This is a genomic window from Brevibacterium sediminis, from assembly GCF_013623905.1.
GTDB classification, from domain to species: Bacteria; Actinomycetota; Actinomycetes; order Actinomycetales; family Brevibacteriaceae; genus Brevibacterium; species Brevibacterium sediminis.
In genome coordinates this window covers 41784-65916 of the sequence record NZ_JABKDD010000009.1, presented here as the reverse complement: position 1 = coordinate 65916, position 24133 = coordinate 41784, and the positions used below count along the sequence as shown (strand labels likewise).

The following is a 24133-nucleotide window of genomic DNA, read 5'->3' as shown; positions in this document are numbered from 1 at the left end:
TGTCCACGGACGGGTTCGCGATTAGATTATGAGCAGTTGAGGCTCTCTTCCGACACCCGCCGATGGAGGTGGACCGTCCGCCATGGATTCGACGCTGCTGCTCGAAGACACCTATCAGCGTGCCGTTCGCCGCGCACATGAGCGTCTGGCCGGGCCACCGGATCCTCTCCTCCCTGCACCATCGTCGGGGCCTGGTGTGCGCGCCTCGGTGTTGGAATCCTGGGACCGGTCTCTTGCCCGGTTGCGCGACCCCGACAGCGTGGAGGTCCAAGTCCCGTTCGAAGCCGATCGCCTCGCCGAGGTGCGCCGGCGCCATCCTTTCCACGCGATCATGCCGCTGCTGCGATCCCACCTCATCGAACCCGCCAAGGATGCCGGTCTGCTCGCCGCCCTCGGCGACGAACAGGGGCGATTGCTCTGGGTCGAGGGGGAGCGAGGCGTCCGGAACCGCGCCGAAGCCATGGGATTCGTCTCCGGCTCGGACTGGTCCGAAGAGGTCATGGGCACTTCCGCCCCGGCGCTGGCCCTGCACTCGGGCCGTCCGGTGCAGGTCAGCCGCGCCGAGCATTTCGCCCCCGACGTCCATTCCTGGAGCTGCAGCGCGGTCCCCGTCACCCACCCTCTGACCGGGCAGGTCATCGGCATCATCGATGTCACTGGGGGAGACGACGCCGTGTCCTCCATCGTGCTGCCGCTGCTGTCCTCGACAGCCAAAGCCGCAGGTGCCCAGCTGTCCCAGCTCTTCACCCCGCAGCAGATGCACACCGACACCGAGGCGGCCGGAACCAGACTCACCGTGCTCGGTCCCAGCCCCGCCCTGGAAGGCCCGAACGGCACCCGGATTCCGCTGACCCGCAGGCACGCCGAGATCCTGCTTCTGCTGCACCGGTATCCCGACGGCATCAGCGGAGCCGGGCTGGTGGAGCGGCTGTGGACGGTCGGCGGCAGCGAAGTCACGGTCCGGGCGGAGATCAATCGTCTGCGCAGAACGATCGACAGCCTCGGCGATCTGCGCATCGACGCGCGCCCCTATCGACTTCGCGGGGACGTCGATTCGGATCTTGAGCGAACCGTTCAGGCACTGGCCAACGGTGACGCGGATTCGGCCCTCGAACAGTTCATCGGAACCGTCCTGCCGGACTCCGATGCTCCGGGAGTGCGGGAGATCGGAGCGGAAGTCAACGCACTCATGCGCGAGACCCTACTGCAGGACGGAACCTGGCAGCAGCTGTGGCGGTTTGCAGATCTCCCGGACTTCCGTGACGACGTCGAAGTCCTTATGACCGTGCTGCGTCTGGCCCCGCCCGAGGCTGCCGAACGCAACGCCGCGGTCGTGCGTCTGGAGGCGTTGGGTCTCTGAACTCGGCGAACCCATCGCGGTTCGGCGTGCGGGACGGTTCGACCGCCTCGGCGATATGATGCAACCCACATGCAACGTTGCGCTCGGTAGCGTCGTCGTCACACGGAGACAATCCGGTGGAATCAGACGCATCAAAGGAGTTGCAATGACTGTCTACGCACAGCCTGGTCAGAACGGGTCGCTCGTCACGTTCAAGTCCCGCTACGAGAACTTCATCGGCGGTCAGTGGGTGCCGCCGGTCAAGGGCAACTATTTCGAGAATCCCAGTCCGGTCACCGGCAAGACCTTCACGGAGGTCCCGGCCAGCACCGCCGAGGATATCGAACTCGCTCTCGACGCCGCGCACAAGGCGGCTCCGGCATGGGGCAAAACGGCGGTGGCCGAACGGGCCAACATCCTCAATCGGATCGCCGATCGCATCGAGGAGAACCTCGAGACGCTCGCCGTCGCCGAGACCTGGGACAACGGCAAGGCGATCCGCGAACCCCTCAACGCCGACCTGCCGCTGGCAGTCGACCACTTCCGCTACTTCGCCGGAGCGATCAGGGCGCAGGAGGGCGGACTCTCGCAGATCGACGAGGACACGGTGGCGTATCACTTCCACGAGCCGCTCGGCGTGGTCGGTCAGATCATTCCCTGGAACTTCCCGATCCTCATGGGCGTGTGGAAGATCGCTCCGGCGCTGGCCGCGGGCAATGCGATCGTGCTCAAGCCCGCCGAGCAGACTCCGGCGTCGATCCTCGTCCTCGTCGAACTCATCGCCGACCTGCTGCCCGAGGGCGTGCTCAACGTCGTCAACGGCTTCGGTCTCGAAGCCGGCAAGCCGCTGGCGTCGAACAAGCGGATCTCGAAGATCGCGTTCACCGGGGAGACGACGACCGGTCGCCTGATCATGCAGTACGCCTCGCAGAACATCATCCCGGTCACCCTTGAACTCGGCGGAAAGTCGCCGAACATCTTCTTCGAGGATGTTTTGGCCAAGGACGACTCGTACGCGGACAAGGCCCAGGAGGGCTTCACGATGTTCGCCCTCAACCAGGGTGAGGTCTGCACCTGCCCGTCGCGTGCGCTCATCCAGGAATCGATCGCCGATCCCTTCCTCGAGAAGGTCGTGGCCAGGACGAAGAAGATCGTCCAGGGCAACCCCCTCGACACGGACACGATGATGGGCGCCCAGGCCTCGAACGACCAGTTCGAGAAGATCATGTCCTACCTCGACATCGGCCGTCAGGAAGGCGCCGAGGTGCTCACCGGTGGCGGCAGGGCCGAGCTCGACGGGGATCTGGCCGGCGGTTTCTACGTGCAGCCGACGATCTTCAAAGGCACGAACAAGATGCGCATCTTCCAGGAGGAGATCTTCGGGCCCGTCGTCTCGGTCGCGACGTTCTCCGACTACGGCGACGCGTTGGCCACGGCCAATGACACGCTCTACGGCCTCGGTGCCGGAGTCTGGTCGCGCGACGGCAACACCGCCTACCGGGCCGGTCGTGAGATCCAGGCCGGGCGTGTGTGGGTGAACAACTACCACGCCTACCCGGCCCATGCGGCCTTCGGTGGGTACAAGGCTTCGGGCATCGGACGCGAGAACCACAAGATGATGCTCGACCACTACCAGCAGACGAAGAACCTGCTGGTCAGCTACTCGGAGAACGCCCAAGGCTTCTTCTGACCCGAGTTGCTACCCGACGGCGGCGCAGCAACCTCGCGCCAGGTAGCTGGGCCGCCGTCGGGTAGTTCTTCCACCTCAAATTCAAACCCCGCATCGCTTCGTGAACCATCATCACAAAGGAGAGAATGATGTCCGCAATGAAAGCTGCAGTAGTCGAGGGTTTCGGCCAGGAACTCGTCGTCGGGGACAATGCGATTCCCGACCCCGGCCCGGGGCAGGCGTTGGTCAAGCTCGTCGCCTCCGGCGTCTGTCACACCGATCTCCACGCCGCCCATGGTGATTGGCCGGTCAAACCGAAGGTGCCGCTCATCCCGGGACACGAAGGAGTCGGCATCGTCGAAAAGGTCGGCGAGGGCGTCACCGATGTCGAGGTCGGACAGATGGTCGGCAACGCTTGGCTGTGGACCGCATGCGGGACCTGTGAGCACTGCCGTCAGGGATGGGAGACCCTCTGCGAATCCCAGGTCAACGGCGGCTACGGCGTCGACGGCTCCTTCGGCGAGTACATGCTCGTCGACACGAAGTTCGCCGCCATCATCCCCGACGGTGCTGATCCCTATGAGATCGCCCCGGTCCTCTGCGCCGGCGTCACCGTGTACAAAGGACTCAAACGCACCGAGGTTCAGCCGGGCCAATGGGTCGTCATCTCCGGAATCGGCGGACTCGGACACATCGCCGTCCAGTACGCCGTCGCTATGGGCATGCGCGTCGTCGCCGTCGATGTCGCCGACGACAAGCTGGCGCTGGCGAAGAAGCACGGTGCCGAAATCACTGTCAACGCCTTCGCCGAGGATCCGGCCGAGATCATCCAGGACAAGATCGGCGGCTCACACGGAGTCCTCGTCACCGCCGTCCACCCCGCGGCGTTCGGTCAGGCGATCGGAATGACTCGCCGAGGCGGCACCATCGTCTTCAACGGACTGCCGCCCGGTGACTTCCCGGCACCGATCTTCGACATCGTGCTCAAGGGCCTGACGATCCGAGGTTCGATCGTCGGCACCCGACAGGACATGGTCGAGGCGTTGGAATTCTATGCCGCCGGCAAGATCCACCCGACGTTCACGAAGCGACCTCTCGAGGACATCAACGCGATCTTCGACGAGATGGAACACGGCAAGATCGACGGCCGTGTCGTCATCGAATACTGACGAACCTGCACACCCGCGCCCAGAACTACCTGACGGCGGCGCAGCAACCTCGCGCCAGGTTGCTGCGCCGCCGTCAGGTAGTGTGGGAGGGGTCTCGGCGATCGGATTGGACTTGCCGGGACGGACTTCGTTAGACTTGAACCACCCAAGACCGTCGGTCTCTGTGGAATCATCGGAATTCGCCATCGAATCCCGGTGCCCGCAGACGAAGACTCCTAGTGAGTGACCCGCGCAGGTGAGCCGAAATCCTTCCGTCGGATTCTTCTGGAATCGACGGCCAAGCGTTTCACGCCTTCCTGCGTGGAGCGCTTTTTCTGTTGTCGGGACAGACCGGACGACTTATGAAAGGAACACCATGGCGAGGCCAGACAAGGCAGCCGCAGTCGAGGAGATCAAACAGCAGTTTGAGAACTCCGACGCTGTGTTGCTGACCGAGTACCGCGGTCTCACCGTCGCGCAGATGAAAGAACTGCGCGTCTCTCTCGGTGAGAACGTCAGCTACGCCGTGGTAAAGAACACGCTGACCAAGATTGCAGCCAAGGAAGCCGGAGTCACCGGTCTCGATGAGCACCTCAATGGGCCCACCGCGATCGCGTTCGTCAACGGCGAACCACCTGAGGCTGCCAAGGCTCTGCGTAACTTTGCCAAGGCGAACGACAAGCTCGTGGTGAAGGGCGGCTACTTCGATGGAGCCGCGCTCAGCCCCGAACAGGTCAACCAGCTCGCCGACCTCGAATCCCGCGAAGTGCTGCTTGCAAAGGCAGCCGGTGCCATGAAGGCAAGCCTCCACCAGGCGGCTTACCTCTTCACCGCTCCGCTGGTCAAGGCCGTGCGCACTGTCGATGCCCTCCGCGAGAAGCAGGACGACGCTCCTGCCTCCGACGCCTGAGCATCACCACAAACCGAACCGGTCGCTGATCGTGACCAAAACAGGAAGGACTAGCCACCATGGCTAAGCTCACCACCGACGAGCTCCTCGAGGCTTTCAAGGAGCTCACCCTCATCGAACTGTCCGAGTTCGTCAAGAAGTTCGAAGAAGAGTTCGACGTCGAGGCTGCCGCTCCGGCCGCCGTCGCCGCTGCTCCTGCCGCTGGCGGAGCCGGCGAAGCCGCTGCTGAAGAGCAGACCGAATTCGACGTCATCCTCGAATCGGCCGGCGAGAAGAAGGTTCCCGTCATCAAGGAAGTCCGTGGACTCACCTCCCTCGGACTCAAGGAAGCCAAGGATCTCGTCGACGGAGCTCCCAAGGCCGTCCTCGAAGGCGCTTCGAAGGAAGACGCCGAGAAGGCCAAGGAGACCCTCGAGGCTGCCGGCGCCACCGTCACCCTCAAGTGATCTTCTGCGCAGTAGCCTGACTGCTGCATAGGCTTCGAACCCCCACGGTCCGCCGTGGGGGTTCTCTGCATCCCCACCGGGGATGCCCACTCCAACAGGAATGCCCTAGGAATGCCCTCATTCGCCGAGGATGTTCGCCCGTCCCATGTCGATGTGACCGATTCGGAACACCGATCGACAGGGGCCGGGCAGAAGCTGAACTATTCTTGACTGGTGACTGAGATGACGAGCTACGCCCGCGCACAACAGCAGCTGCGCGAACGCATCCGCGGAACTTGGGCGCAGCATCCCCTCTACATCGACGAGATCATCAGGCCCGGACTGACCGAGAATCAGATCAAGGCCATTCGGCAAGCCTCACAGCAGACCGAGGACACCGGCCTCACCCACTACCTCGCGATCGTCCCCGGACTCCTGACCATGGGCTACGGCGATTGGGCGAAGTTCACCTCCGACTTCGCCTTCGACATGCATCAGGAATCGGGGGAGAAGCAGACCCTCGTCCTCTTCAGTGAAGGCGAGACCTCCGCCCGCTCGTTCGCCTACCTCGTCACCGACAACGGACCCGTCGTCCCCACAGGTGCCCCGGAACTCATGAAGTCCAGCAGCGACGACTTCATCTCTGTCGAACTCGCCGTGCCCTACTATCTGCAGGTCCTCGTCGCCGCCGCCAAGGGCACCGAACCTCCCCAGGCACCGGATTTCGACACCCGCGATGTCGGTGACCGCGATGAGGACTACATCGAACGCTTCGGCCTCGACAACTCCGACCCAGACACGCTCGTCTTCGGCGCCACGGCGGTCGCAGCCCTCGGTGCGACCCTGTGGCTGCTGCATCGCCGTCATCGCTATTCCTGGCGGTCTGAGCTGACCACGAAACCCGAACTGGTCACGTCGCACAAGCTGAAGAAGGCCGTCACCGAGGCGGCCGCCCCGATCCCCGAACCCGACCATCCCGATGACGACACGTGGGCCCTGCATGACCGAGGCAGACGAATCCAGGATGCGCTGGCGGCTCTGACTGCGGCCCACCCGGATTGGGCAGAATCGGTCGACTTCGCCCACCGCAACGGCGTGTTCGTCCTCGTCGCCCTCGACCGTTGGCTGCGCCGACAGCTGCGCAGGCGCTCCAGCCGAGTCGAAGACGAACCGCGCTTCTGCTTCCTCTTCCCGCATCATCGCAAGGACATTGAGGACCATGTGCTCAAACAGTCGGGCCGCAGCCTCACCGTAGGGCTGTGCGCCGACTGTCGTCAGGAGCTGGCGACCGGCCACGACCCGGAACGACTGATGGTGCCCAAACGTCCCGGCTCCACCCGTGCAGTTCCGTACTTCCAACGCGATGACGCCTACGCACTCTCTGGTTTCGGCAGCTTCCAACCTCTCGACGAGGCGGTGCTGGATGAAATGAGCCCTCAGCGCTCCGCCGCTGTCGGAAGGAGCCGATGATGGCCGCCGGAAGCGTGCGTTCGAAGACCCCTCTCGACTGGCTCATCGCCGTCGTCGCGGTCGCTGCAGTGTCGATCGGCGCCACTCTGCTGAGCACATATCTGTTCGATCAGGCGAAGGCCGAGAGGATCACCGCAGCCGACAGTGACGCGATCGTCGTCGACTCGATCTACGACGACCGCATCGAAGGCGCCCATGATCCGAACTACGCAACAGACCGCTACCAGGCGATCGCGACGTCCTTCGCAGCAGATCCCGTCTACTTCGACGGCTACCCGGAGTTCGAGATCGACGAGGGCGATGTCGACTCCATCCGCGCGGAGATCGCCGAGGCCGACAGCCCGATCTATGTGGCGTTCCTCAACGTCTCGGATCTTGACGACGCCGATGGAGACCTCGATCTGTTGGCGGCTCGGATCGTCACCGAGATGGATGACCCCGAGGCTGCAGTGCTCACGGTCGATGCCACCGGGCGCATGGGACTGGCGGAGAAGGGCCTCATCCGACCTTCGCTGCTGACTCTGTCGGGGGGCTTAGACGACAGCGACTCCGATGCCGCGCTCGCGGGAGTGCGTAAGATCAGTGCTGCCGAGACCGAGGACGTCGAATCGCGCTACTCGCACCGTCATGATGACGACGGGAACCCGGAGGTGACCTCCGAGGACACGACGAAGGACCCGCACACGCTGTCGTACAGCACCGGCGGCGCTGTGGCCGGAGCCGTCTTCGGCATCCTCGTCGGCGCGGGAATCGGCGTCGGAACATACTTCATCCGCCGCGCACTGAAGAAACGGACAGCGAAGCAGTGACCCAACAGGCCCAGTCGATCGCCGAGGCGCTCAACACCGATCCCGTCTACGTGACGAATGCCGCGAAGGGGGAGATCAACGAAACGCTGCTGCAGAAGGCGGAGACGAAGATCGACAGCCTCGACTTCGATGTCTACGTCATCATCACCGGAGGCGAGGGTGCCGATAGGGATCTGCTCGAGCAGGTCAAGGTCTTCAACGGCGATGAGGGTGCGTTCATCATGATCGATACGAACACCGACCTCGCCGTCGACTACACCTTCGAGGACCAGCACGATCTGCAGATGCAGGTGATGGAGCAGATGTCCGTCGGGCGCGAAAAATGGAGCCACAGCACTCCGTCGCAGACGAAGCTGAACATGCTCCTCGACCTCTACGCCGATCCGCAGGAGGCACCCGAGTACGAAACCGGACAGGAGGCCTCGGGCAGCGAGGTGCAGACGGTCGACGGTTCGAACTCGACAGCCACTCTGTTCCTCGGGGGAGCGGTTCTGGTGCTGGCGCTGGTCATCGCCGTCATCTGGTTCGCCAGGTCACGGCGAGAGCGGGCGAAAGCCGCCCGCACCCGCCGCCGCTTCGAATTGCCGGCACGACTGCTCGACCGAGTCGATGACCTGCAGCGGAAGACCCTGCGAGAAGGACTGAACGAGGACACGACAGAGCTGGCCGACGAGATCACGCAGCTGCAGACCCAGGACCTCAGCACCACAGATGCCGAGGGAGTGGAAAGAGCGCTCGACGCCTACCAGATGGCCAGATCCATCGTCGACGACACCGAGGCCGAACGCATCGACCTCGCCGGGGCCATGGTGCTGCTGCGTCAGGCCGGACGCGAGATCGCCGAGGTGAAGCTGCACAGATCGACCAAGCGCGGGGCGAGGACCGGAAAATCCGATTCTGCCCGTTCTGCTGGCTCGACGAAGTCAGCAAAGACGCGGGGACTCCCGCAGAGTCTGTGCACGGTCAACCCTCTCCACGGAGAGGCGCGATCGAATCAGCTGGTGAGCACCGAGCGCAAGGGACACTTGGCGGGAAAGAGCGTTCGCGTCCCCGTCTGCAGCAGCTGCCTGTCCGATCTGCACTCCGGCCGCGAACTGCAGTGGATCTTCGACGGCGACCGACCCTACGTCGAGGGCCGCAGCGTTTGGGCACAGACGCTGTTCGGAGCGATCGGCGGCGATCTCGTCACCGCCCTGCACCGGCACGGCTCCTAGGGAACCGGCCGGCTGAGTCCACTCAGTCAGTGCACGTCCGACCGTTGCTCAGGCGGGTCCGGAATCAGACCAGGCGGTGCTCCCGGGGAATCGTCCGATCATGGTCACCCGGCATGGAGCGGGCGGGCAGAGCCACCTCGGCGTCTCCCTGATCGACCCTCATCCCCTCGATATCGGCGAGCTGACGGGAAACGAAATCACGGTCGACCGGGGTCCCGTGACCGGGAACGAAGGTCCTCGCCTCAGGAAACGCCAGCAGGGTGTGCAGGCTCGATGCCCATTCGCTCAAGGAAGCATCGGCCCCGGCCTGAGGTGCATCCGCCTCTTCGACGAGGTCGCCGGTGAAGACGATGCCGAGCTCGGGCAGTCGGACGACGAGGTCGGCCGTCGAATGTCCTCCGAGCACATGGAACTCGACCGGACAGCCACCGAGGTCGAGGTGCCACACATCACCGGGTGTCGAATCGACGGGCGAGACGTCGACGATGAGCTCACCGGGATCCGTGGGTAGGCTCGACCGATATTCAGCCGGGAAGTCACCGACCGCGACTCCGTCGAGAGCGATCCAGGCCGTGGCCTCTTGATCGGCGGCGAACGATGACGATGCGTACACGGCGGTGACCCCGGCTGAGACGGCTGCGGCGGCGCCGAAGAAGTGATCCCAATGATCATGGGTGATCGCGAGCTCGATCGCGCGGGGATGGCTGCCTCCGATCTCCTCGCCGAGGCGGCCCGCCCGCTCCACCAGATGTGCGGCGGCCGCGGGGCCGGGGCCCGCGTCGACGAGCAGAGAGCGATCGGTGCCGACGATGATTCCGCAGTTGACTGCGGCCGGATCGAAGCTGAGGATACTCACTCGTGTCATGGTCGCAGTCTAGAATGTCTCCCACCGGCTGTCAGCGCGACGATGCGCGAAAGAGACATTGCAATGCGAGGCGGCCATCAGCGACGACAGAGGCCACAGATGGAGATCACTCGGATCAGGTCCGGACACGGCAACCCGGCGGCAATCGAGGCATTGATACCCGAGCTGCTGGCTTTCGACACTGTCATCAATCGAGCATCCGGGCTGGGGGAGGACTTCGACCCGATTCCCGAAGACCTGCGGCACTCGCTGACCAGCAGGAGCGAGTACCGGGCCACGCTCACCTGGATCGGTCGCAACCACGGAGACATCGTCGCCAGGGGCACTGCCGACTTGCGTCTGACGAGCAACACCGACACCGCAGAGCTCTGGTGCGCGGTCCGACCCGATCTGCGCCGACGAGGACTGGGCGCGGCCCTGCTCGAGCAGATGGAGTCCGATCTGGCGGCAGACGGACGGACCGCGCTGTCGACCTATTGTGAGATCCCGGAGTCTGTCAGAACTGCCGATCTGCGCGGGGCCCATCTTGCCGCCGATACCGGTGCCGGGACGCTGCCGGTCGCTCTGCCGGAAGTGTCGTTCCTCAGCGCTCGCGGATACGGGCTCGCTCAGATCGAACGGTGCTCCGTCGCTCCGACCGCAACTGCGGCCGAGCTCGACCTCGGTGCCAAGGCCGACGACTACGTCATCGAGACGTGGTTGGGGCCCGTCCCGGAACAGCGGCTCGAGCACATCGCACTGTGCAAGCGCCGGCTGAGCACCGACGTGCCGGGAGCAGCGAAATTCGGGGGAGAGGAGACCTGGGACGGTGAGCGGGTGAGGGCCCTCGACGCAGAGAAGGAAGCAAAAGGCGAAACCATGGCCACGGCGCTCGCCCTCCTCGACGGGGAGCCGGCGGGATACACGCAGGTCGGACACTCGGCCGATCGGCCGACCGTCGGGTGGCAGGGCGGAACTCTGGTGCTGAGCGAGCATCGTGGCCACCGCCTCGGTGCCAGGCTCAAGATCGCCAATCATCGCAGTCTCGCCGAGAACACGGCGGTCGACCGGGTGTACACGTGGAACGCCGTGGAGAATTCGTGGATGCTGGCGATCAACGATCAGGCGGGATTCGCCACGTGGGCCTGGGTGGGGATGTGGACGAAGAATCTGCACTGAAACCGTCTTGCCAGACTTGACCAGATGCTATAAGCTTGATATTTGCATCGTTCTGCCTGTGGTGTGCCTTCATATAGCGGTGGGCACAGCATTTCCACTCAAGTGAACCATGCCGACGCCGGGAGTCGAAATCTGACACACCCCGTGTATGTCGGAGATGTCCGGACGTCGCCGGAGCGAGTGGGCAGACGAAGTATCAGATGGTGAAGCACTCGGAAGGAACCAATTGGCCGCCGCCAACGACAACACCAGGACCGCTAATCCCCCCAAGAGAATTTCCTTCGCGAAGATTCGCGAGCCCCTCGAGGTTCCCGATCTGCTCGGTCTGCAGACGGACAGCTTCGACTGGCTGATCGGATCGGAGGCGTGGCAGGACCGCGTCGCCGAGGCCATCGAGATCGGGGACGACTCCGTCGCAACCACCTCGGGACTCGAAGACATCTTCGAAGAGATCTCGCCGATCGAAGACTTCGGCGGATCCATGTCGCTGTCGTTCCGCGAGCACCGGTTTGAAGCTCCCAAGTACTCGATCGATGAGTGCAAGGAACGCGATATGACCTACTCGGCGCCGCTGTACGTCACCGCCGAGTTCATGAACAACAACACAGGCGAGATCAAGAGCCAGACCGTGTTCATGGGTGACTTCCCCCTCATGACCGACAAGGGCACGTTCATCGTCAACGGCACCGAGCGCGTCGTCGTCTCCCAGCTCGTGCGTTCGCCCGGCGCCTACTTCGAATCCAGCGTCGACAAGACCACGGACAAGGACATCTTCACCGCGAAGATCATCCCGTCCCGCGGTGCCTGGCTGGAGTTCGAGGTCGACAAGCGCGACCAGGTCGGTGTTCGTCTCGACCGCAAGCGCAAGCAGTCCGTGACTGTTCTGCTCAAGGCCCTCGGCTGGTCCGAAGCGAAGATCCTCGAAGAGTTCGGCGAGTTCGAATCGATCCGCGAGACGATGGCCAAGGACACCGTCACCACGCAGGACGAAGCGCTGCTCGACATCTACAAGAAGCTGCGCCCGGCAGAGCCCGCGACCGCCGAGGCCGCTCGCAACCTGCTCAACAACCTGTACTTCAACCCGAAGCGCTACGACCTGGCCAAGGTCGGCCGCTACAAGGTCAACCGCAAGCTCGGCGTCGAAGCCCCGCTGTCGGACTCGGTGCTCTCCACCGAGGACGTCGTCGCCACCATCCGCTACCTCGTGTCTCTGCACGCCGGAGTGGACACGGCCAAGGGCACCCGTGACGGTGAAGAGGTCGAGATCAGCGTCAAGCTCGACGACATCGATCACTTCGGCAACCGCCGCATCCGTGCCGTCGGTGAGCTCATCGAGAACCAGATCCGCACCGGTCTGTCCCGGATGGAGCGCGTCGTGCGTGAGCGCATGACCACTCAGGACGTCGAGGCGATCACCCCGCAGACCCTGATCAACATCCGCCCCGTGGTGGCTGCGATCAAGGAGTTCTTCGGCACCTCGCAGCTCTCGCAGTTCATGGATCAGAACAACCCGCTCGCGGGTCTGACCCACAAGCGCCGTCTCTCAGCACTGGGACCCGGCGGTCTCTCGCGTGACCGTGCCGCCATGGAAGTCCGTGACGTGCACCCCTCGCACTACGGCCGCATGTGCCCGATCGAGACCCCCGAAGGTCCGAACATCGGTCTGATCGGTTCGCTGGCGTCCTACGCCCGCATCAACCCCTTCGGCTTCATCGAAACGCCTTACCGCAAGGTCGTCGACGGTGTCGTGACAGATGAGACGCAGTACCTGACCGCCGATGACGAACTCGAGTTCAACATCGCCCAGGCCAACGCACCGCTGACCGACGACCAGCGCTTCGCAGAGGTCGAGGTCCTGGCCCGTCCGAAGGGCGGCGGCGGTGAGGCCGAACTGGTCCAGCACGACCAGATCGACTTCATGGACGTCTCCGCACGTCAGATGGTGTCTGTGGCTTCGGCTCTGATTCCGTTCCTCGAGCACGACGACGCCAACCGCGCCCTCATGGGTGCGAACATGCAGCGTCAGGCCGTGCCGCTGGTGATGGCCGAATCCCCGGTCGTGGGCACCGGCATGGAATACCGTGCCGCCGTCGACGCCGGCGATGTCATCACCGCTGAGAAGTCCGGTGTCATCACCGAGGTCTCGGCCGATTACGTCACTGTGCTCGCCGACGACGGAACCCAGCTGACCTACAAGGCGGCGAAGTTCAAGCGTTCGAACCACGGCACCTCGTACAACCAGCGCATCCTCGTCGACGAAGGCGACCGCGTCGAGGCCGGCACCGTCCTCGCCGACGGACCGTCCACCGAGAACGGTGAGATGGCTCTGGGCAAGAACCTCCTCGTGGCGTTCATGTCCTGGGAAGGCTACAACTACGAGGATGCGATCATCCTCTCGCAGCGTCTCGTCCAGGACGATGTGCTCTCCTCGATCCACATCGAAGAGCACGAAGTCGATGCGCGCGACACCAAGCTCGGTGCCGAAGAGATCACTCGGGACATCCCGAACATCTCGCCCGATGCCCTGGCCGACCTCGACGATCGCGGAATCATCCGCATCGGCGCCGAGGTCACCGACGGTGACATCCTCGTCGGCAAGGTCACACCGAAGGGTGAGACCGAGCTGACCCCGGAAGAGCGCCTGCTGCGCGCGATCTTCGGTGAGAAGTCCCGTGAGGTCCGCGATACCTCGCTGCGCGTTCCCCACGGCGAGATCGGCACCGTCATCGGTGTGCGCGTCTTCGACCGCGAGGACGACGACGAGCTCTCGCCCGGCGTCAACCAGATGGTCCGCGTCTACGTGGCTCAGCGCCGCAAGATCACCATCGGTGACAAGATGGCCGGCCGTCACGGAAACAAGGGCGTCATCTCGACGATTCTGCCGGTCGAGGACATGCCGTTCCTCGCCGACGGCACCCCTGTCGACGTCATCCTCAACCCGCACGGTGTTCCCCGTCGTATGAACATCGGACAGGTCTTCGAGGTTCACCTCGGATGGATCTCGAAGCAGGGCTGGAAGATCGAGGGCAACCCCGAATGGGCTGCCGAGCTGCCCGAGGCCGCTCGCGAAGCCGAGGCCGGCACCAACCTGGCCACCCCGGTCTTCGACGGTGCGCACGAGCAGGAGCTGCGCGGACTGCTGGATTCGACGACCCCGAACCGCGATGGGGACCGCCTCATCGACTCATCGGGCAAGGCCCAGCTGTTCGACGGACGCTCCGGTGAGCCGTTCCCGTACCCGATCTCGGTCGGTTACATGTACATGCTCAAGCTCCACCACCTCGTCGACGACAAGATCCACGCGCGTTCGACCGGACCGTACTCGATGATCACCCAGCAGCCGCTCGGTGGAAAGGCGCAGTTCGGTGGTCAGCGCTTCGGTGAGATGGAAGTCTGGGCCCTCGAGGCCTACGGCGCCGCCTACACCCTGCAGGAGCTTCTGACGATCAAGTCCGATGACATCCCAGGCCGTGTGAAGGTCTACGAAGCCATCGTCAAGGGTGAGAACCTGCCCGACCCGGGAATCCCGGAGTCGTTCAAGGTCCTCATCAAGGAGATGCAGTCCCTGTGCCTCAACGTCGAAGTCCTGTCTTCCGACGGAGGCCATGTCGAGATGGGCGAGTCGGAGGACGAGGTCTACCGCGCCGCCGAAGAGCTCGGCATCGACCTCTCCCGCCGCGAAGCACAGACCGTAGAAGAAGTCTGAGTACTTCCACTTCAACCGACACAACTTTTTGATGAACGATTCGTTCATCGCAAGGAAAGAGGATTTACGTGCCTGACGTCAATTTCTTTGATGAACTGCGCATCGGTCTTGCCACCACGGAGAACATCCGCGGCTGGTCACACGGTGAGGTGAAAAAGCCTGAGACCATCAACTACCGCACCCTGAAGCCGGAGAAGGACGGACTCTTCTGCGAGAAGATCTTCGGCCCCACCCGTGACTGGGAGTGCGCCTGCGGAAAGTACAAGCGAGTCCGCTTCAAGGGCATCATCTGCGAACGCTGCGGCGTCGAGGTGACCCGTGCCAAGGTGCGTCGTGAGCGGATGGGCCACCTCGAGCTCGCCGCTCCCGTCACCCACATCTGGTACTTCAAGGGTGTGCCCTCGCGTCTGGGCTACCTGCTGGACCTGGCTCCGAAGGACCTCGAGAAGGTCATCTACTTCGCGGCCTACATGATCACCTCGGTCGACGAGGATTCCCGTCACCGTGATCTGCCCAGCCTGCAGAACAAGATCGACGTCGAGAAGCAGCAGATCGGCACCCGCCGTGACGCCGACATCGACCGTCGTGCCAAGAAGCTCGAAGAGGATCTCGCCGCGCTCGAGGCCGAAGGCGGAACCGCCCAGGCCAAGAAGAAGCTGCGCGACACCGCTGAGAAGGAAATGGACAAGCTGCGCAAGAACGCCGACCGCGAGGTCGACCGTATCGAGCAGGTGTGGGACCGGTTCAAGAACCTCAAGGTCAACGACCTCGAAGGTGACGAGAGCCTGTACCGCGAGATGTTCCACCGCTTCGGCCTGTACTTCACCGGTGCCATGGGCGCCGAAGCCATCCAGAAGCGCCTCATCGACTTCGATCTCGAAGGCGAAGCCGAGAAGCTGCGTGAGCTCATCGCCACCGGCAAGGGACAGCGCAAGACCCGTGCGCTCAAGCGCCTCAAGGTCGTCAACGCGTTCCTGACCACCGACAACAACCCCGAGGGCATGGTCCTCGACGTCGTTCCGGTGATCCCGCCGGAGCTGCGCCCGATGGTGCAGCTCGATGGTGGACGCTTCGCGACCTCGGACCTCAATGACCTCTACCGTCGCGTCATCAACCGCAACAACCGCCTCAAGCGTCTGCTCGACCTCGGTGCTCCCGAGATCATCGTCAACAACGAGAAGCGGATGCTGCAGGAGGCCGTGGACTCGCTGTTCGACAACGGACGTCGCGGACGTCCGGTGACCGGACCGGGCAACCGCCCGCTCAAGTCGCTGTCGGACATGCTCAAGGGCAAGCAGGGACGCTTCCGTCAGAACCTGCTCGGTAAGCGTGTGGACTACTCGGGCCGTTCGGTCATCGTCGTCGGTCCGCAGCTGCACCTGCACCAGTGCGGTCTGCCGAAGACCATGGCTCTCGAGCTGTTCAAGCCCTTCGTGATGAAGCGCCTGGTCGATCTCAACCACGCTCAGAACATCAAGTCGGCCAAGCGCATGGTGGAGCGCCAGCATCCGCAGGTGTGGGACGTCCTCGAAGAGGTCATCACCGAACACCCCGTGCTGCTCAACCGTGCACCGACCCTGCACCGTCTGGGCATCCAGGCGTTCGAGCCGCAGCTCATCGAGGGTAAGGCCATCCAGCTGCACCCGCTCGTCTGCTCGGCGTTCAACGCTGACTTCGACGGTGACCAGATGGCTGTGCACCTGCCGCTGAGCCCCGAGGCGCAGGCCGAGGCCCGCATCCTCATGCTCTCGGCCAACAACATCCTCAAGCCCTCGGACGGCAAGCCCGTGACCATGCCTTCGCAGGATATGATCATCGGTCTGTTCCACCTCACCTCCGAGCGCAAGGGACTGGCCGGCGAGGGCCGTGCGTTCTCCGGCATGGGCGAAGCCATCATGGCCTTCGACCGCGGAGAGCTCGACCTCGGTTCGCCGATCACCATCCGCCTGGAAGACGTCGTTCCCAACGCGGACATGGAGCTTCCCGAGGGCTGGGAGGCCGGCGACCCGCTGGACGTGGCGACCACCCTGGGCCGCGCGACGTTCAACGAGTACCTGCCTGCCGACTACGCGTTCGTGAACTCCACGATCGACAAGAAGGCTCTGAGCCGGATCGTCAACCACCTCGCCGAGGAGTATCCGAAGGTCGAGGTCGCCCACACGCTGGACAACTTCAAGGCCGGCGGCTTCCACTGGGCCACCCGCTCGGGCATCACCATCGCGATGTCGGACGTCGTCTCACCCGAGGCGAAGACCGAGATCATCAACGATGCCGAGGTCATCGACACGAAGGTCCAGCAGCAGTACGAACTCGGTGCACTCACCGACGACGAGCGCCGCAACGAGCTCGTCAAGCTGTGGACGGAGACGACCGAGAAGGTCGACCAGATCATGCGTACGAACTTCCCTGAGGAGAACTCGGTGCTGCGTCTGGTCGAGTCCGGTGCTTCCGGTAACTGGATGCAGGTTCGTCAGCTGGCCGGTATGCGCGGACTGGTGACGAACCCGCAGGGTGAGATCATCCCGCGACCGATCGTCTCGAACTACCGTGAGGGACTCGCAGTGCTTGAGTACTTCATCGCCTCGCACGGTGCTCGTAAGGGTCTGGCCGATACCGCTCTGCGTACCGCTGACTCCGGTTACCTGACCCGTCGTCTCGTCGACGTCTCGCAGGATGTCATCATCCGCGCGGCAGAGGCCGAGTCGAACAAGGGCATCACCCTGCCGATCGCCGAACGCGATCACGAGGGCAATCTGGTTCCGCACGAGTACGCCGAGACCAGCGTCTACGGTCGTCTCACCGTCTCCGATGTCACCGACGCCGAGGGCAATGTGCTCCTTCCGGCCAAGTCCGATGTCACCGGTGCAGTGGTGGACATGCTCGTGGCCAACGGCGTCGAGGAGCTCAAGGTCCACTCCGTGCTGACTGCCGATTCCGATGCGCAGATCTCCGCCGAGCACTACGGACGCTCGATGGCGACCGGCCAGCTCGTCGACATCGGCGAGGCCATCGGCACCGTCGCAGCACAGTCGATCGGTGAGCCCGGTACCCAGCTGACGATGCGTACGTTCCACACCGGTGGTGCCGCCGCTTCGACAGGTGATATCACGCAGGGTCTGCCGCGTGTGACCGAGCTCTTCGAAGCTCGCACACCGAAGGGCTTCGCCCCCATCGCCGAGGCGACCGGACGGGCGAAGATCGACGACAGCCGCAAGACCCGCTTCGTCATCATCACCCCTGATGACGGCAGCGAAGAGATCGAGCACGCAGTGTCCAAGCGTGCCCGTCTCATGGTCGAGGACGGTCAGCACGTCAAGGCCGGAGAGCAGCTCATCGTCGGTGCCGTCGATCCGAAGCAGGTGCTGCGCATCCGCGGTCGCCGTGAGGCCGAGCGCTTCCTCGTCGAGGAAGTTCAGAAGGTCTACCGTTCGCAGGGCGTGGGCATCCACGACAAGCACATCGAGGTCATCGTGCGGCAGATGCTGCGTCGCGTGACCGTGATCGAGTCGGGCGATACGAACCTGCTGCCCGGTGAGCTCGTCGACCGCGGCCGCTACCAGGCGGAGAACCGTCGTGTGGTCGCCGAAGGCGGCCAGCCGGCATCGGCTCGTGACGAGCTGATGGGCATCACGAAGGCGTCGCTGGCCACCGAGTCGTGGCTGTCGGCCGCGTCCTTCCAGGAGACCACCCGCGTCCTCACCGAGGCGGCCATGGAAGGCAAGTCCGATACGCTCATGGGGCTGAAGGAGAACGTGATCCTCGGTAAGCTCATCCCTGCCGGCACCGGCCTGCAGACCCACCGCAACCTCGTGGTGGAGCCGACCGAAGAGGCCAAGGCCGAGATGTTCACCAACAGCTACGGCGACTTCTACGCAGGCATCGGAGCCGATTCCGGTTCCGCCATCCCGCTGGAGGACTACGACTACGGAGCATTCAGCTGATCAGCTGATCTCCCGGCCGTAAGGCAGACAGGAGGGGCATCCACCATTCGGTGGGTGCCCCTCCCGCTATTCATGTCTGCGGCATCGAGAAACGGGTGGAGTGTCGAAACACGGGCGTGTGCCCGTATCTCGACACTCCACCCGTTTCTCGATGAAGATGTCGCGAGCGTTCAGCCGAAGAGCACCTGCGCCTCTTCCCAGCGATGCAGCGGCACCGATTTGAGGCTGTGCACGGCCGAGGACATCTCCACGGAGACGATGTCCGTGCCTTTGAGGCTGGCCATCTTCCCCCAGTGGCCATGCTGGGCGAGATCGACCGCCGCCATGCCCAGCCGCGTGGACAGTACGCGGTCGTACGCAGTGGGGGAGCCGCCTCGCTGCAGGTGTCCCAAGATCGTGGCCCGGGATTCGATTCCGGTGATCTCTTCGATCTTCGGAGCGAGGTAGTTCGCGATCCCGCCGAGGCGGACGCGGCCCTTGTTGTCCACGCCGTGGTCGGCGACCTGGGAATCGAACCCCTCGGGAACGAACCCTTCTGCGACGACGACGATCGGTGCGCGTCCGCGATCTTTGGCCGAGGTCACCCATTCGGCAATCTGGTCGAAGTCGACGGGGAACTCGGGCATGAGGATCGCATGGGCACCCGCAGCCATGCCCGCGTGCAGGGCGATCCAACCGACGTTGCGTCCCATGACCTCGATGACCATGCAGCGGTGGTGCGATTCGGCGGTGGTGCGCAGCCGGTCGATCGCCTCCGTGGCGATGGACTGAGCGGTGTCGAAGCCGAAGGTGTAGTCGGTGTTGCCGAGATCGTTGTCGATGGTCTTAGGCACGCCCACGATGTGCAGACCCTCCTCGTTGACCAGACGCGAGGCCCCTGCGAGTGTGCCTTCGCCGCCGATGGCGATGAGCGAATCGATGCCGTGGGCGGCCATGACCTCGCGCATGCGCTCGGGACCGCCGTCCTCATACGGGTGGGTGCGTGAGGTGCCGAGGATGGTGCCGCCGCGCCCGGAGAGGCCTCGGACATCGAGCATGGTCATATCGAACATGTCGTCGTGGAGCAGGCCACGCCAGCCGTCGCGGATGCCGACGAATGAGGCATTGTGGGTGCGGATTCCCTTGCGGACGATGCCGCGGATGACAGCGTTGAGGCCCGGGCAGTCTCCGCCCGATGTGAGTACGCCGATCTTCATTCCAGTTGACCCTGATCCTTTGCTCGGTAGCCTTTGGCCAGATGGACATCGTGTCCGGCCATGAGTGAGAAGCCCTTGAGCACGACGGTGCCGTTCGATCCGTCGCCCCGCGCGGACTGACGGACCTCATTGCCCGCCATGATGTTGATCGTCTCGTCGCGGATGCGCACACCCGGCGGGACGTAGATGTCGTTGCCGCCCCACATAGAGTAGGAGACCAGCTCGACAGTCACACCCGGTCCCATGACGGCGCACAGATCGATATTGTCCCCGCCCATGAGCGCATATGTGGTGACCTGTCCGGTGCCGGGTGCCACGTCGATCTCACGACCGGACATGATGGCCACCGAGTTCGTGGGTGGGGCGGAACCAGGATCGACGGCCGGGCTGAGCTCGGCCGGTCCCCGTCGCTGCAGAGCCGACCCCGGGCCCGATTCCTGATCATGACCGGTCTGGCGGGCGAGCCTCTGGTGGAGTCGGTGGCCCTCCGGCAGATCGTCGATCAGCGGCATGAGGTCGTCGAGGAACTTCGCGGAGATGGCATCATCCTGCCGCTGCGCGGTCTCCTCGGGGTCGAGGCGTCCGTTCGTCACCGCCTCCGTGATCACGGAGAGGACCTCGTCCCGGTCCTTGTCGGAGGCACGGATCCGGCGCTTCGGGGCAGGGGAGTCATCTTCGGCCATGGCCACCAGTGTAGCGGGAATCACCCGCACGGACCGGGCCTTCCGCCGAGGCGGTCGGACAGGGCGCTGTGTCGTGTCGTCCCGTCCACAGCCGGGCCACAGCTGCGACCGATGGTGGGCCTAAGCAGGGACGCGAATGTGGTCTCCATGAGATACGAGAGCAGCGCCGGGAACCAGCCCGCAGCGCACCCAGCAGCCCCGTCCCTGCGAACGCCCACGACCGTCGACCTCGTCGTCCCGGTCTACAACGAGGAGGCTTCGCTGGCCGTCTCGATCGAGACTCTCCTCGCCGCCGATACCGGTCGCGGAATCGAGGTCACGATCATCATCGCCGACAATGCGAGCACCGATTCGACCCCGAGAATCGCCGCAGCGCTAGCGGCCGAACACCCGAACGTCGAATACGTGCGGCTCGAGCAGAAAGGCCGCGGGCGCGCACTGTCCCGGGTGTGGCAGTCCTCGACGGCGGATATCGTCGCCTATACGGATGTCGATCTCGCCACCGACATCCGAGTCCTCGAGCCGATGGTCGAGGTGATCCGCTCGGGACTGGCCGATGTGGCCATCGCCTCGCGCCTGCAGCCGGGTCTCGAGATCGAACGCGGCATCAGACGCGAGATCATCTCCCGCTGCTACAACCGACTGCTCAAGCTCAGCCTCGGAGTCGGCTTCAGCGACGCTCAATGCGGTTTCAAAGCGCTGTCGCAGCGTGCGGCGAGAGACCTGCTCCCGCAGGTCGAGGACAGCGAGTGGTTCTTCGACACGGAGCTGCTCGCTATCGCCGAGTGGGCCGGGTACCGCATCCACGAGTTCGGCACGGACTGGACGGATGACCCCGACTCCTCCGTCGACGTGGTCAGCACGGCGTGGAAGGACATCAAGGGCATCGTCCGGCTGCGCACGGGCGGACGCATCCGGACCAGTCACGAAGTCCCGGCACCGAACACCGGGGCGCAGATCCTCCACTTCATCGACGTGGGGATCATCAGCACCGTGCTCTACGCCGTGCTGTTCCTCCTCGGCATCCAATTCGTCTCGGAACCCACGGCGAACATCATTGCGCTGCTCCTTTCGACGATCGCGAACACCGCCCTCAACCGGGGCCACACCTTCGGGGTGAGATCCCCGCACCGCCGACTGACCTCCCAATTGAAGGGTCTGGCGGCCTTCGGCCTGTGCCTGGCCTTCACCTCGGCAGGTCTGGCCGTCGCAGATGGATTCTCCGGACCCTGGGCAACTGTCGGCACGCTCGCCGTGCTGACGGCGGCGAACCTCGCCGCCACCGTGGTCCGGTTCGTGCTCATGCGCACATGGGTCTTCGCCCGCGGTTCCCACCAGAGCGTCCACCCCGCCACTACGACTGCTGCAGCCGGAACGGCGCTCCCGAACGACAAGGACATCGACCATGTCTGAGACCCCCACCCGATATGCCCGCACCCGCGGACTGCGACGGCACTGGTACCCGATCACACTCACCGTGCTCACACTCGGCACGATCGCGGCGTTCCTCGCCAACCTCACGGCCAACGGGTGGGCGAACTCCTTCTATGCGGCGGCTGTGCAGGCCGGATCGGAGAACTGGGAGGCGTTCCTCTTCGGCTCCCTCGACTCGGCGAACGCGATCACCGTCGACAAACCCCCGGCCTCCCTGTGGCTGATGGCCCTGAGCGCCCGGGTCTTCGGCTTCTCTTCGTTCTCGATGCTCCTGCCCCAGGTCCTCCTGGCCGGGGTGAGTGTGCTCCTCATCGTCCATTCGGTGCGGCTGAGCCTGCGGTCCCATGTCGGACCAGGGCTTGAGAAGGCAGCCGCTCTGGGGGCCGGCGTGATCTTCACCGTCTCCCCGGTCGTGGCGCTGATGTTCCGGTTCAACAACCCGGACGCGCTGCTCGTGACCCTGATGATCGGTGCGGTCGTCGCGACCCAGCACGCCCTGCGCACGCTCACCGAGGCCCACCGGCGACGCCCGTCCCGCCGCATCGCCGGCTGGCTCATCCTCGCCGGAGTCTGCCTCGGCCTGGGGTTCCTGACCAAACAGTTCCAGGTCCTCCTCATCGTCCCCGGCCTCGCTGTGTCCTGGGTGCTCTTCGCCCGCACCTCCTGGCCACGCCGTCTGCTGTGGCTGCTCGTCCCGCTCGGGTCGATGATCGTCAGCGCCGGCTGGTGGATCGCCCTCGTCGAGCTCACCCCTGCAGGCTCCCGACCCTACGTCGGCGGCTCGCAGTCGAACTCCTTCCTCGAGCTCACCTTCGGCTACAACGGCTTCGGACGGCTGACCGGCAACGAGATCGGGTCGGTCGGCGGAGGAGGCGGCGGCCAGGGCGGCGGATGGGGCGAGACGGGCGTCACCCGCCTGTTCACCGGCAGCTTCGGCCAGCAGGTGTCGTGGTTCCTGCCCACCGCACTGTTCCTCCTGATCGTGACGATCGTTCTCCTCATCCTCGCCGAGGCGGCCCGCCGTCGCCGTGTCCCCACCGTCACGGACGGAACCGTTCCGACCGGAACACGTTCGACGGACACCATCCCGGACACCGTCACGGACGGTGAGAAGGACGCCGGCCTCGCGGTGCGCGCGTCCGGCGCAATCGGCGGGGTCAGCCTCGGCGCGGGACTGCTGATGTGGGGTGCATGGCTGATCGTCACGTGGCTCGTGCTGTCGAATATGAACGGGATCGTCCACGAGTACTACACGGTTGCGCTCATTCCCGCGATCGCCGCCGTCATCGGCCTCGGCGTCGCGGTGCTGCTCGCCCGTGATGGATTCCTCCCACGTCTGCTGCTGGCGGTGGCTTGGGCCCTGACCGGAGCGTGGCAGTTCATCATCAGCTCGCAGATGACCGGGGTCCCGGGCGTCCTGCGCTGGTGCGTGCTCATCGTCTCGATCCTCGGCGCTCTGGTCCTCATCGTCACCGCGCACCGGCGGATCGGCACGGCGCTCGCCTCGGTGCTCGTCGCGCTGGCCATCCTCGGCAGCGCTGCGATTCCGGCTCAGCTGGCCGTGCGCACGATCGCCGGGACGACGCAGGGATCGATCGTCACGATCGCCGGCACGAGCTCGGGCATGGGCAGTGGACCCGGCGGTGGCGGAATGTCCGGCGGCGGCGTCAGACCCGGCGGAGGCGCCGGCGGCACGGATGGCACGACCGGTGGCACGCCCGGTGGGACACGCAATTCCGAAGCCGGCACGGGCAGTACCGGGGGGATGCCCGGCGGAGGAGGCGGGATGGGCGGTCTGCTGGGCGCCTCCGAACCCTCCGACGAACTCACGCAGCTGCTCGAAGAGGATGCCGCGGACTACACGTGGGTGGCTGCGACGACGGGGGCGAATCAGGCGGCGGGATACCAACTCGCGCTCGAAGAGCCCGTGATGGCGATCGGCGGGTTCAACGGCACCGATCCATCGCCCACCCTCGCCGAGTTCAAACAGCTCGTGACCGACGGCAAGATCCACTACTACATCGGATCGGGCTCCGGCGGCGGTCAGGGTCCAGGCGGCGGGAACGAGGACTCCGCCTCGTCCCAGATCGCGGCCTGGGTGGAGGCGAACTATGAGGTGACGACCGTCGACTCCGTTTCGCTCTACGATCTCAGTGCGGGTTGAGG

At 64.6% G+C, this 24133-nt stretch carries 16 protein-coding genes; 13 read left to right on the top strand and 3 right to left on the bottom strand.

Annotated elements, in window-relative coordinates:
* The first annotated feature begins 82 nt into the window (after positions 1–82).
* The 8 genes from HK108_RS12815 to HK108_RS12780 all read left to right on the top strand — a co-directional run bounded on the left by HK108_RS12815 (position 83) and on the right by HK108_RS12780 (position 8984).
* Entirely contained in the window at positions 83–1360 is a 1278-nt protein-coding gene (locus HK108_RS12815; RefSeq protein WP_181271788.1) for a helix-turn-helix domain-containing protein, read from the top strand.
* Positions 1361–1505: 145 nt separating this feature from the next.
* On the top strand, positions 1506–3029 hold the full coding sequence (gene exaC, locus HK108_RS12810) for an acetaldehyde dehydrogenase ExaC (RefSeq protein ID WP_181271787.1): 1524 nt from the start codon (positions 1506–1508) through the stop codon (positions 3027–3029).
* A gap of 128 nt (positions 3030–3157) precedes the next feature.
* Positions 3158–4177: an alcohol dehydrogenase AdhP gene (adhP, locus tag HK108_RS12805; RefSeq protein WP_139468571.1), complete on the top strand. Its 1020-nt coding sequence runs from the start codon at positions 3158–3160 to the stop codon at positions 4175–4177.
* Between the two features lie 355 nt (positions 4178–4532).
* Positions 4533–5066 carry a 50S ribosomal protein L10 gene (gene rplJ / locus HK108_RS12800; RefSeq protein ID WP_062244493.1) on the top strand — a complete coding sequence of 178 codons (534 nt, stop codon included), beginning with the start codon at positions 4533–4535 and terminating at the stop codon, positions 5064–5066.
* A gap of 59 nt (positions 5067–5125) precedes the next feature.
* Positions 5126–5512, top strand: coding sequence for a 50S ribosomal protein L7/L12 (gene rplL, locus HK108_RS12795; protein WP_101546927.1), 387 nt, complete (start codon positions 5126–5128; stop codon positions 5510–5512).
* A 222-nt stretch (positions 5513–5734) separates the two neighbouring features.
* Positions 5735–6961 (top strand): hypothetical protein, encoded by a 1227-nt coding sequence (locus HK108_RS12790; RefSeq protein WP_181271829.1) that lies wholly within the window; start codon positions 5735–5737, stop codon positions 6959–6961.
* The gene (locus HK108_RS12785) at positions 6961–7770 is read left to right on the top strand and encodes a hypothetical protein (protein WP_181271786.1); all 810 of its coding nucleotides are present in this window, start codon (positions 6961–6963) and stop codon (positions 7768–7770) included. Before HK108_RS12790 ends, HK108_RS12785 begins: the two co-directional genes overlap by 1 nt.
* Positions 7767–8984, top strand: coding sequence for a hypothetical protein (locus tag HK108_RS12780; RefSeq protein WP_181271785.1), 1218 nt, complete (start codon positions 7767–7769; stop codon positions 8982–8984). The genes HK108_RS12785 and HK108_RS12780 overlap by 4 nt, the downstream gene beginning before the upstream one ends.
* A gap of 64 nt (positions 8985–9048) precedes the next feature.
* Here HK108_RS12780 and HK108_RS12775 read toward each other — a convergent pair whose 3' ends face one another.
* Entirely contained in the window at positions 9049–9849 is an 801-nt protein-coding gene (locus HK108_RS12775) for an MBL fold metallo-hydrolase (RefSeq protein WP_181271784.1), read from the bottom strand.
* 99 nt (positions 9850–9948) lie between these two features.
* Between HK108_RS12775 and HK108_RS12770 the strand changes: the two genes are divergently transcribed.
* The 3 genes from HK108_RS12770 (at position 9949) to HK108_RS12760 (ending at position 18654) form a co-directional block, all read left to right on the top strand.
* Positions 9949–11007, top strand: a complete 1059-nt coding sequence (locus HK108_RS12770) for a GNAT family N-acetyltransferase (RefSeq protein ID WP_181271783.1) — start codon at positions 9949–9951, stop codon at positions 11005–11007.
* Positions 11008–11233: 226 nt separating this feature from the next.
* A complete protein-coding gene (gene rpoB, locus HK108_RS12765) occupies positions 11234–14713 on the top strand; it encodes a DNA-directed RNA polymerase subunit beta (protein WP_139907294.1) in 3480 nt (1159 codons plus the stop codon).
* A 68-nt stretch (positions 14714–14781) separates the two neighbouring features.
* Positions 14782–18654 (top strand): DNA-directed RNA polymerase subunit beta', encoded by a 3873-nt coding sequence (locus tag HK108_RS12760; protein WP_181271782.1) that lies wholly within the window; start codon positions 14782–14784, stop codon positions 18652–18654.
* Positions 18655–18824: 170 nt separating this feature from the next.
* Here the strand turns inward: HK108_RS12760 and HK108_RS12755 are convergent, their stop codons facing one another.
* Together HK108_RS12755 and HK108_RS12750 are read right to left on the bottom strand one after the other, a co-directional pair.
* Positions 18825–19850 carry an ATP-dependent 6-phosphofructokinase gene (locus tag HK108_RS12755; protein WP_139468563.1) on the bottom strand — a complete coding sequence of 342 codons (1026 nt, stop codon included), beginning with the start codon at positions 19848–19850 and terminating at the stop codon, positions 18825–18827.
* Entirely contained in the window at positions 19847–20533 is a 687-nt protein-coding gene (locus tag HK108_RS12750; protein WP_139468562.1) for a DUF1707 SHOCT-like domain-containing protein, read from the bottom strand. The genes HK108_RS12755 and HK108_RS12750 overlap by 4 nt, the downstream gene beginning before the upstream one ends.
* 147 nt (positions 20534–20680) lie before the next feature.
* Between HK108_RS12750 and HK108_RS12745 the strand changes: the two genes are divergently transcribed.
* Positions 20681–21946: a glycosyltransferase gene (locus HK108_RS12745; RefSeq protein WP_181271781.1), complete on the top strand. Its 1266-nt coding sequence runs from the start codon at positions 20681–20683 to the stop codon at positions 21944–21946.
* Positions 21939–24131 (top strand): ArnT family glycosyltransferase, encoded by a 2193-nt coding sequence (locus tag HK108_RS18920; RefSeq protein WP_181271780.1) that lies wholly within the window; start codon positions 21939–21941, stop codon positions 24129–24131. The genes HK108_RS12745 and HK108_RS18920 overlap by 8 nt, the downstream gene beginning before the upstream one ends.
* Positions 24132–24133 lie beyond the last annotated feature (2 nt).

Coding starts and splice junctions, on each gene's coding strand:
- HK108_RS12745 (WP_181271781.1), top strand. CDS start 20,681: ATGAGATACGAGAGCAGCGCCGGGAACCAGCCCGCAGCGCACCCAGCA.
- HK108_RS18920 (WP_181271780.1), top strand. CDS start 21,939: ATGTCTGAGACCCCCACCCGATATGCCCGCACCCGCGGACTGCGACGG.
- rplJ (WP_062244493.1), top strand. CDS start 4,533: ATGGCGAGGCCAGACAAGGCAGCCGCAGTCGAGGAGATCAAACAGCAG.
- HK108_RS12750 (WP_139468562.1), bottom strand. CDS start 20,533: ATGGCCGAAGATGACTCCCCTGCCCCGAAGCGCCGGATCCGTGCCTCC.
- HK108_RS12785 (WP_181271786.1), top strand. CDS start 6,961: ATGGCCGCCGGAAGCGTGCGTTCGAAGACCCCTCTCGACTGGCTCATC.
- rplL (WP_101546927.1), top strand. CDS start 5,126: ATGGCTAAGCTCACCACCGACGAGCTCCTCGAGGCTTTCAAGGAGCTC.
- HK108_RS12815 (WP_181271788.1), top strand. CDS start 83: ATGGATTCGACGCTGCTGCTCGAAGACACCTATCAGCGTGCCGTTCGC.
- HK108_RS12775 (WP_181271784.1), bottom strand. CDS start 9,849: ATGACACGAGTGAGTATCCTCAGCTTCGATCCGGCCGCAGTCAACTGC.
- HK108_RS12790 (WP_181271829.1), top strand. CDS start 5,735: ATGACGAGCTACGCCCGCGCACAACAGCAGCTGCGCGAACGCATCCGC.
- HK108_RS12755 (WP_139468563.1), bottom strand. CDS start 19,850: ATGAAGATCGGCGTACTCACATCGGGCGGAGACTGCCCGGGCCTCAAC.
- adhP (WP_139468571.1), top strand. CDS start 3,158: ATGTCCGCAATGAAAGCTGCAGTAGTCGAGGGTTTCGGCCAGGAACTC.
- HK108_RS12770 (WP_181271783.1), top strand. CDS start 9,949: ATGGAGATCACTCGGATCAGGTCCGGACACGGCAACCCGGCGGCAATC.
- exaC (WP_181271787.1), top strand. CDS start 1,506: ATGACTGTCTACGCACAGCCTGGTCAGAACGGGTCGCTCGTCACGTTC.